Here is a 10,537-nt window from a genome sequence, read left to right on the forward strand (position 1 = left end):
TTGATGAAAATTCTTGTTACAGGTGCAAATGGATATCTTGGTAAGGGTGTTGTAAAACGGTTACTTAATGATGGGGTTACTGTAATTGCTACTGACTTTAGAAATAATTTTATAGATAAGCGAGCTGAATATGTTTATGGTGATATTTTTTCAATGGAATCTCCTTTTAATGAATTAGGGGAACCAGATGTACTACTTCATATGGCTTGGAGGGATGGTTTTGTACATGGATCGCAAAATCATATCAATGATCTTCCAAAGCATGTGAATTTTATTAATAGGATGATTACAGGTGGTGTTAAACATATTGCTGTAATGGGAAGTATGCATGAGATTGGATTTTACGAGGGTAGTATTAATGAGAATACTCCATGCAACCCACAAAGTCTTTACGGTATTAGCAAAAATGCATTAAGACAGGCAGTTGAATTAGAGTGCAAGAAAGAAGATGTTATTTTTCAATGGCTTAGAGGATTTTATATTGTAGGTAATACGGAAGATGGCTGTTCTATCTTCTCGAAAATTGTACAGGCTGCACATAAAGGGCAAAAGGATTTCCCTTTTACAATGGGACTGAATCAGTTTGATTTTCTTGATTATGATAATTTTTGCAAACAAGTAGCGGATGTGGTCGAACAGAATGAAGTAAACGGAATTATTAATATCTGTTGTGGTAGACCTGAAAAGTTGGCTGATAGGGTAGAAAGATTCATAAAAGAAAATAAGTTTGATATTAAACTGGACTATGGGGTTTTCCCGGATAGACCTTATGATTCAAAGGCTATTTGGGGAGATGATTTTAAAATAAGAATGATTGAGAAGATAAAGGGTTAAGTATAATGGGCAATAAGTATTCAGTATCGGAATTTATAAACAATATATATGCTTTTGTAATGACGAAAATTACCATGAGTGGGGCTAGATTTGTACGTAGACCTATTTATATTCGTGGTAAGGAATCACTTTGTGGGTGTAAAAATTTGACAACTGGAAGATTTTGTAGATTTGATTTGCAGGGGAAAAAGAAAACACTTCACATAGGTGATAATTGTGAAATGGGAGACATGACTCATATTGTGGCACATAATCATGTGGAGATAGGTGATGACGTACTTATTGCATCAAAGTGTTTTATCAGTGATACAAACCATGGGAAATATGATGGAGAAGAACAGGATTCTTTTGAAACCAAGCCAAATGATAGAAGATTGATATCTGGGAAAGTGAAAATAGGTAATAGGGTTTGGATTGGAGAAAATGCTATTATTCTATCTGGTGCAGATATTGGAGATGGATGTATTATTGGAGCGAATAGTGTAGTTACAAAAAAAATTCCAGAAGGATCTATGCTAGTTGGTAGCAATCGGATTATAAAACACTGGGATAGTAATACAAATAAATGGGAGAGAGTGCAATGAAAGAAATCTTTGGGGAGAGCATTCGAGTGTCTAAATGGATTGCACAGGAGAAGGATACAAGAAGGGTATAGATACTGATGAGATTATTTGTAAAGAGCTTGAAAAGTGGAGAGATTAATTATATATGAAAAAGATAGTGATGACCATGATATAAGATAAGCTATCAATCCAATGAGGATTTATAGTAATTTAAGAGAGGGATTGTTTCAAAGATGATATTAAAAAGACTGTTCGATAGTTGAGAATAATAAGGGATATTGAAAAAGTCATTTCTGGTGGAATCGGAAAAGATAAATATATGAAGAAAGCAATTAAATAATAGTTTTGGAAAGCGATGTAAATAAAATGAAAACATTAGTATTAAGTGGGATTAATCTATTTGAGGGTGGACCACTTTCAATATTTTATGATTGTCTTGATGAAATTATTCGACAACATGTAAATGAACATTACCACATTGTGGCTTTTGTACATAAGAAAAATTTATTTGAAAAATATAAAAATGATGTAGAACTGATAGAATTTCAAGATTCAAGAGATAGTTATTTTAAGAGATTGAGATATGAATATGTCTATTTTTATGAATATTCTAAATTGCATGATGTTGATGTATGGTTTTCATTACATGATATTACACCACATGTGAAAGCAAATAAAATATATACATATTGCCATAATCCATCTCCATTCATGAAAAAAGATATTACAAAAATTAAGTATAGTGCAACAAATGTAGCTTTTTCTTTTTTTTACAAATATTTATATAGAATTAATATTAAATCTGCAACTGGTATTATTGTACAGCATAATTGGATGCGAGAAGAATTTTTAAAAATGTTTCCGATCACTAATGTTATAGTGGCTAGACCAACTATGCACGTTGATTATGAGTATATTCCTAAAGCACAAAATCAAACATGTAAAACATTCTTGTTTGCTTCTTATCCAAGGTATTTTAAAAACTTTGAGATAATTTGTGAGGCTTGTAACATTCTTAAGAGAAATGATTTTGAAGTTTGGTTTACTTTAAAGGGTGATGAAAATGCTTATGCTTATGATTTAAGAAAAAGGTATAAAAATATAAAAAATATTAAATGGCTAGGGATTCAACCACGTGAAAAGGTTCTTGAAATGTATAATCAGATAAACTATATGATTTTTCCCTCTACATTAGAATCATGGGGATTGCCTATTAGTGAATTTAAACTTACGGGGAAACCAATGCTTTTAGCTGATCTGCCATATGCTCATGAAACTTTAGGGGCATATGATAAGGCTATATTTTTCAATCCATATGATGAAAAAGAATTGGCAATAGAAATGGAAAGACTTTTAGATGGAAAAGAAAAGTTTGCAATTGCTAGCGAACAGCCGATAAGGCAACCGTTTGCTAAGAATTGGGAAGAGTTGATACATTTAATTTTAAAATAAAAGATATGAGCGATTTAGGTGATAATTATGAGTTTGTATATAACAAAGAAAAATTTTATAGCTGCTGTAGTTACATGTATAACCTTTGTTATTGTTTATGTTTTAACAGTAGGCGCGCAGAACGTAGCGGCACATGATTTTTTTGTATATTTTACTTTTGGTTTAAATGGTGTATTATGGTTGGTCTTTTTGCTCAATGAACTAAACAAACATGCTTTTTCATTAGTGTTAGTTCATTGGTTGTTTTGTATATTCTTCTTTTTCTTTGCAGGAATAATACAGACTCTTAATAATGATTATCCTTGGGTTGATCCTTATTCAGATGCTACTTTGGTAGCAACAAACCTTATTTTGCTACTTTGGAGCATCCTTTTTAGGTTTGGAGTTTACAAGGCGGCTACTATACAATTGACAATAGGGAAAAAGAATATTGAAAAGACGTTGAAAAAACAATTTGAAGAGAGAAATTTCACTGGATGGACAGGATATAAATCAAAGGTTAATATTCTAATGATAATAGCAGTTTTTATAACCGTTTATAGAGTGGTTAATATAGGATTTATTAATTTATTAGCTCGTGGAACAAGTTCGTTTTCAGTGAGTGAAAATTCATCAATAAGTGTTTTCGTGGAAAAAACAGCTATGGCATTAGTATATTTTGCATTTATATATGCTGTTTTTAAATGGGAAGATGAGAAGAAACCTTTGCCAATAATTGTAACAGGTTTTTGCTTGTTGCTATCTTATTTCCCAACAAGTACTGCAAGAAATGCAATAGCTGGTCTTTATTTTGGTGCGTTGTTAGCAATGTTTCCAAAAATGAAAAAGAACAAATGGTTTATTTCATTATATCTTTTGATTTTTATGATTGCTTTTCCAATGTTAAATGCATTTAGGACAGTATCTATATTAGATGTTAATTTAGGGCAGGTCGTGGTTAATGTTTTGGAAAATTTTTCTTCAGGCTGGTTAGCTGTTGATTATGATGCTTATTCGATGGTTGCATTGTCACTGACCTTTCTTAAGGATCATGGTATTACAATGGGTATGCAATTAGTAGGTGTAATATTATTTTTCGTCCCGAGAAGCATATGGCCTACCAAACCGATAGGAACGGGTACAATGATTGCAGAATATTATGGATGGTGGTTTACTAACGTTTCAGAACCGTTACCGGCTGAGATGTTAGTTAATTTTGGAATTGTTGGAATGGCGGTTTGCGCAATCCTTATTGGGTTTTTATTGGGAAAAATAGATTTATATTTTTGGAGAAATATATCCGACAATCCAAGGATGATTCATAGATTTGATGCACTTTATTATTATATGGTTGGTTATTTCCTCTTCTTGTATAGAGGCTCGTTGCTTTCGTGTTTTGCATACTTGGTGCCATTAGTTTTAGTGTGGTTAGTTTTAACTTGGAATCACAGGGAAATATCAGAATCTGATAGATAGGTCTCATGCTTATGCAAGCATCGGTTTAGAAAGGAAGATAGTATGATAAATGAGGAAAAGAGTGCTGCGAAAAATGCATTTATGCTATACTTAATGAATATAGCCAAAATGGTTTTTCCTCTTGCAACATTACCATATTTAACGAGAGTTCTTAGTGTTGATTATTATGGCGTAGTAGCTTATGTTAAGGCAGTAATGCAATATATACAGTTAGTGCTAATGTTTGGCTTTACGTTATCTGCTACAAAAGATATTGTTAATGCAAATGGAAATAAAGAAAAAATAGGAAATATAACAGCTGATGTATTATTAGCAAAGGGATTGCTTGCTTCTGGTGCGGCAATATTCCTTGTAATTTTTACAGCATATGTTCCACTACTTAATAGAAATATATTTTATACAATCCTTTCATTTATTAATATTGTCATAACGGAGATGCTAGCAGACTTTATGTTCCGTGGAATGGATAAGATGGAGGTTATTACGGTTAGATTCGTTGTAGCGAAAACAATTTCTACTATTTGTACTTTTTTATTTATAAAAAGTGATACAAATTATTTACTTATTCCGATTTTCGATATTATAGGATCTGTTGTTGCTCTTATTTTGGTAATAATTGAAATTAAGAGATTGGATATTAAACTTCGCTGTACAGGTATCAAATCATCACTATCAATGTTGAAGGAATCGGCAGTTTATTTTGTGTCTGATATGGCAACTACCGCTTTTGGTGCTCTTAATACATTACTGATTGGTATATGTATTGATACAGTTCAGGTAGCATATTGGAGTTTGTGTATACAATTGGTCGGTGCAGTTCAAAGTATGTACACACCAATCACGAATGGCATTTATCCAACAATGATAAGGACAAAAAGTTTAAAATTCATAAAGAAAGTTTCTATTATTTTTATGCCGTTAGTTGTTGCAGGGTGTCTTTTTTGCTTAGTGTTTGCAAAATATATTCTATTAATAGTTGGTGGTAAACAATATTTGGCTGCTGTTCCTGTATTTAGGGCGTTAATTCCAGTAATGTTGTTTAGTTTTCCAGGAATGTTGTTTGGCTGGCCGACATTAGGACCGATAGGAAAGCAAAAACAAACTACATTGACTACAATCATAACAGCTGTGGTTCAAGTGGTGGGTTTGGGAGTACTTATTATTACAGGAAAATTTAGTTTACTATGTATTGCAATATTAAGGGGATGTACGGAATGTTTAATGATGATTCTGCGATTGATTATTTGTTTTAAATACAAAAACGATTTTTCACGATAAATATTCTTTGATTTTGTATAGAAATAAACTGGAAAGGAAAATGATTATGGAAAAGGAAATGCTTCGAAAAGTGCAGATGGCTCAATTAGATATTGCAAAAGAAATTAAACGGGTATGTGATGAAAATGATATAAAGTATTTTTTGGATTCGGGAACTTTAATAGGTGCCATCAGACATAAAGGATTTATTCCTTGGGATGATGATCTTGATATAGGTATGTTAAGATGTGATTATGAGAAATTCTGCAATATTGTAGACAGGGAATTAGGATCAGACTATACTTGGCAGTCATGGCATACAGATGAAAACTATGCCCATCCATTTGGAAAGGTAAGAAAGAAAAATACAATATATATTGAGGAGCGTGGAGGTCGGAAACTCAAAGAGAAGGGTTTTTACGTTGATGTTTTTCCATTCGATTTTGCGCCAAAAAACAAAAAAGAGCGAGATCGTTTAGTTAAACAAAGAGTACACTTGGCCAGAATGATTTTGATGAAATGCAATTATAAAATCTGGCAAAATGCTGGTAAAACCGATTTCGTTAAACGAATTGGATATTTATGTTATCAGATTATGGCATGCTTTAGTAGTCATAAAAAATTAGTAGAAAAGTATGAAAAGTTGGTAAAAAATGTACCTGAGAATAGTGTAGTATATGAGCAAATCGGCAAAATGAATACACATTATTATGATGTGGATTGGCTTAACGATGTTCAATTGTGCAAATTTGAAGATGCTGAATTTAATATTCCAATAGGGACACATGAAAGACTTACAGAGGAATATGGCGATTATATGCAGTTGCCACCTAAATCACAAAGAGAAAATAGACATAGTATAATAGAAATTAAGTTTTGAGGAGGTAAATTATGAGTGAAAAGAAATATAAAGTAGGATATACATGTGGTGTATTTGATTTATTTCATGTAGGACATTTGAATCTTTTGGAACGTTGTAAGAATATGTGTGAATATTTGGTTGTTGGTGTTTGCGATGACAAGTATGTTACTGATATTAAGCATAAGACTCCAATCTTTACGGAGGAACAGAGAGTACGCATTTTAAATGCATTGAAAGTTGTTGATAAGGCGGAGCTGGTATCTATTGAAGAAACGGAGGATAAAATGTTAGCGCTTCAAAGATTTAGATTTGATGTTTTGTTTTCCGGTGATGATTGGAAGGGATCTGAACGATATTTACGTACAGAACAACAATTTGCTGAATATGGTGCCCATATTGAATATTTGCCATATACAAATGGGATTAGTACGACCCAGTTAAAAAATGAAATGAAAAATAATTAAAATCTAACTGAAAGATATATGGATATATAAGGTGTCAGGTACTGTTAAATTTGTATAAACATATAAATATGTATTGGCTGAATATTTCACTCGTAAGTTCTCAATTGAATAATTCGTGGGGAAAAATCTAGCACTTGAATAATCCGACGCCGTGTGCTTGCTGTCCGGTGACAGGAAAATGAAAATCTGATTTTTAGGAAATCGCCATTCCAGTGATGGAAACCTTTATCATGTAAATCTCCAATTATGAGTACCGTAACAATGCAAAAACTTGCATTACTGCAGGACTGAGCCGATTTTGATATATTTGTGCATTGAAAATTTAAGTTTTTTTAAAATGACTTGGGCAAGTTCCTTGGTCATGTGGTACCTATGGAAGAAGTTCATCAATGAATTTTAGGGCTGTATCGTCCATGTGTTTTGGAATCTCGGGGAGCAGTAACTCGAAATATTGATAAACATTCAGGTAGTTGTCATTAGCAGTTTCAACGAGACTATATAATATTCCTTCCACAGGGCTTCGTTTCTTTACGGTATATGGACCGGCGGGAAGACCGGATATGGCATACTTTGGCTTTACCAATAAGCTGCGTAATAATGAAACAATACAGATTTTTAATTATGGGAATTGTAAGCGTGATTTTACATATGTAGATGATATTGTAGAAGGGGTAAAGCGTGTTATGCAGGCTGCTCCGGAGAAAAAGACGGGAGAAGATGGATTGCCGGTTCCGCCATATGCTGTTTACAATATCGGGAATAATCAGCCGGAAAATCTGCTTGATTTTGTAGATATCCTGCAGCAGGAGCTGATTCGTGCAAATGTTCTACCATCCGATTATGCTTTTGAAGCCCATAAGAAGCTTGTTCCGATGCAGCCCGGCGATGTTCCGGTCACTTATGCAGATACGAAGGCGTTGGAAGAGGACTTTGGTTTTAAACCGAATACAAGTCTCAGGGATGGACTTAGGAAGTTTGCTGAGTGGTATAGGGAATTTTACATGTAATATAAAAAATGGAATTGTCAATGCTTTGCAGTAATGGTATAGTTATTGCAAAGCATATTTTCTTTTCGGAAGCATTCTGCTTCCGGCGAACCATATCTTTATGATGTCATGTGAGTGGCATATCTGTTCATCTTTTAGAAAATCCATGCTTGTAACTAAATAAGAGCAGGGATTTGCAAAAAGATAACATGACAACTTACAGAGTAGATAAGGATATAGATGAGAATGTCTGGTCTGTAAAGGATATGGCAGTATGTCTGAAAATGTCATAGCAAAGCAACTTCCTGCGGTATATCAAAGGAGGATGCTTATGGCACAGAAAGACAAGAAAAGAAACTATCATAACAATGGCAACAGGGAATACAAAAGTGATGTGATTTCCATGATGCTTCTTTTTTTATCAGCAATTATCTGAATCTGTATGAACAACAGTCTACGTACAGCCCGAATGCACCGCTGCGCTTCCTGATTTATCTAATGAGTCTTATTAAGAAAACAATCGGAAAGCGGGATCTGTATGGCAGAAAACGTGTGCAGATCGCAACGCCGCATTTTGCAGTATTCTATAATGGGACAGAGAAAAGACCGGAGAAAGAAGTGCTGAAACTCTCCGATGCATTTATCAATCAGTCGGATGAACCGGAGATTGAACTGACAGTTACAGTCTACAATATCAATCCGAACAATAATACACAGCTTCTGGCAAAAAGCAAGGTTTTGAGTGGCTATATGATCTTCGTGAATCGTGTGCGGAAGAATTTGGATCGCCAGAAGAAGAGCGAACAGAACAAGAGATTTCTGTCATCGGAATATGATGAGGCAGAACATGAGGAGACAGAATTCATGGACGATCTGGAAGCCGTCATTAATGAAGCGATTGATTATTGTATAGAGAATCACATCATGGAAGATTTTTTCAGGGAAAACAGAAATGGGGTGACCAAGAGCATGGTACTTGATTATACATGGGAACGCCGCGAGGAACTGATCCGCGTGGAAGAATATGAGGATGGAAAGCGAGAAGGACTTGTAGAGGGCGAAAAACGTGGAAGAGCCGAGGGCGAGAAATTGGGCAGAGCCGAGGGTGAGAAAGCTACACATCGTTATCTGATCAATAAGTGGTTGCAAAAAGGAAAAACAGTAGCGCAAATTGCAGAGGATCTTGGAAAAACCGAAGAATATGTAGAGAGCCTGATGTAAATCTAAATTTTGATCATAAAGTAAATAGGAATTGTAAATGCTTTGCAGTAATGGTATAGTTATTGCAAAGCATATTTTCTTTTATCAAGTCTGTTGGATTGGATCGGAAGCTGTTTTCACGACAACACATAGCAATCCAATGTCTGAATCATATCTTAATTTCAAGAAATTCATGCTTTATTCCACAAAAAAATAAGGCAGGGGTTTCGGATGAATGGGATTAGATGAATAATCCGGCTTCCGTGTCCATGCTGTCCGGCGAAAGGAAACCGTGATTCCGTTTTCTAGGAAACCACTATTCCGGAGGTGGAAACCATTACTATAAATACCTTAGAATGTAATTATGCACCCTTTGGTGTAAATACATTTTAAGGAGGTCAACATCATGACCAAGTATCGAGAGATTCTGAGATTATCAAATCTCGGGCTTAGTCAACAGAACATCGCCGACAGCTGCGGTGTTTCTAAAAAGACGGTTAATCGTGTCCTCAAGAAAGCTAAGGAATTAAACATATCCTGGCCCCTTGATGTGAACGAGACCGACGAAGTTCTTGCAGAGAGGTTATTTCCCTCTGCGAGTAAATCAGTGGCATCTAACAAGCGTATGCCAGACTTTGCGTATATTCGCAAAGAACTGCTCCGCAATGGAGTCAGCAAAAAACTCCTGTGGACTGAATACATGGAAGACTGCCGTGCCAACGGCGATGCTCCGCTCATGTATTCTCAATTCTGCTATCACATCCAACAGGACGAGCAGAAACGACGTGCTACCATGCACATCAACCGCAAACCCGGTGAGCAGGTTGAAGTTGACTGGGCAGGGGATCCTGCAACAATCATCGACCCGGATACCGGTGAAATTTTAAAGGCTTACATATTCGTAGGTGTAATGACTTACAGCCAGTATGCGTATGTAGAAGCCTTTCTGGATATGAAGCAGAAATCATGGATCACTGCTCATGTCCATATGTACGAATTCTTTGGCGGTGTCGCCAGAATTCTCGTACCGGATAACTGCAAGACAGCAGTTGTTCACAATGGTGGATGGAAAGACCAGCAGATCAATGAAACCTATCAGGAAATGGCTGAACACTATGGCACAGCTATCATCCCTGCACGTGTCAGGACACCCAAGGATAAGCCGAATGCTGAAGGAACAGTAGGAAATATTTCCACTTGGATAACGGCAGCACTCCGGAATGAGCAGTTCTTTTCTCTTGCCGAATTGAACCGTGCAATCAGAGAAAAACTGGAACAATTCAATCGAAAGCTCTTTCAAAAGAAAGAGGGCAGCCGGTTGGACTTATTCCTTGAAGATGAAAAGCCGTTACTTGCACCATTACCTGCTACCCGCTTTGAACTGAGTGACTGGAAAACAGCCACCGTCCAGTTCAATTATCACATATCTGTGGACGGAATGCTATACTCAGTTCCGTACGAATA

9 protein-coding genes and 1 pseudogene are annotated in these 10,537 nt (G+C 35.4%); all 10 read left to right on the top strand.

Annotation, left to right across the window (positions count from 1 at the left end; genetic code table 11):
* The first annotated feature begins 3 nt into the window (after positions 1-3).
* Positions 4-834 (top strand): NAD-dependent epimerase/dehydratase family protein, encoded by an 831-nt coding sequence (locus KQI22_RS11330; RefSeq protein ID WP_216552406.1) that lies wholly within the window; start codon positions 4-6, stop codon positions 832-834.
* Between the two features lie 5 nt (positions 835-839).
* A complete protein-coding gene (locus KQI22_RS11335; RefSeq protein ID WP_216552407.1) occupies positions 840-1,418 on the top strand; it encodes a DapH/DapD/GlmU-related protein in 579 nt (192 codons plus the stop codon).
* 345 nt (positions 1,419-1,763) lie between these two features.
* A complete protein-coding gene (locus KQI22_RS11340; RefSeq protein ID WP_216552409.1) occupies positions 1,764-2,849 on the top strand; it encodes a glycosyltransferase in 1,086 nt (361 codons plus the stop codon).
* Between the two features lie 27 nt (positions 2,850-2,876).
* Positions 2,877-4,304, top strand: a complete 1,428-nt coding sequence (locus tag KQI22_RS11345) for an O-antigen polysaccharide polymerase Wzy (protein WP_216552411.1) — start codon at positions 2,877-2,879, stop codon at positions 4,302-4,304.
* 42 nt (positions 4,305-4,346) lie between these two features.
* Positions 4,347-5,582 carry an oligosaccharide flippase family protein gene (locus tag KQI22_RS11350; protein ID WP_216552413.1) on the top strand — a complete coding sequence of 412 codons (1,236 nt, stop codon included), beginning with the start codon at positions 4,347-4,349 and terminating at the stop codon, positions 5,580-5,582.
* Between the two features lie 46 nt (positions 5,583-5,628).
* A complete protein-coding gene (locus tag KQI22_RS11355; protein ID WP_216552415.1) occupies positions 5,629-6,441 on the top strand; it encodes a LicD family protein in 813 nt (270 codons plus the stop codon).
* 11 nt (positions 6,442-6,452) lie between these two features.
* A complete protein-coding gene (locus tag KQI22_RS11360; protein ID WP_216552416.1) occupies positions 6,453-6,887 on the top strand; it encodes an adenylyltransferase/cytidyltransferase family protein in 435 nt (144 codons plus the stop codon).
* Positions 6,888-7,375: 488 nt separating this feature from the next.
* Positions 7,376-7,894 (top strand): annotated as a pseudogene (locus tag KQI22_RS11365) (NAD-dependent epimerase/dehydratase family protein); the annotation flags it as partial.
* A gap of 477 nt (positions 7,895-8,371) precedes the next feature.
* Complete coding sequence (locus KQI22_RS11370; protein WP_216552418.1) at positions 8,372-9,094, top strand: hypothetical protein; 723 nt, start codon at positions 8,372-8,374, stop codon at positions 9,092-9,094.
* Positions 9,095-9,479: 385 nt separating this feature from the next.
* Positions 9,480-10,537: IS21 family transposase (gene istA, locus KQI22_RS11375; RefSeq protein ID WP_216552420.1), on the top strand; the 1,058-nt coding region annotated here is incomplete at its 3' end.

It is taken from the genome of Kineothrix sp. MSJ-39, assembly GCF_018917935.1.
GTDB lineage: Bacteria > Bacillota > Clostridia > Lachnospirales > Lachnospiraceae > CAG-194.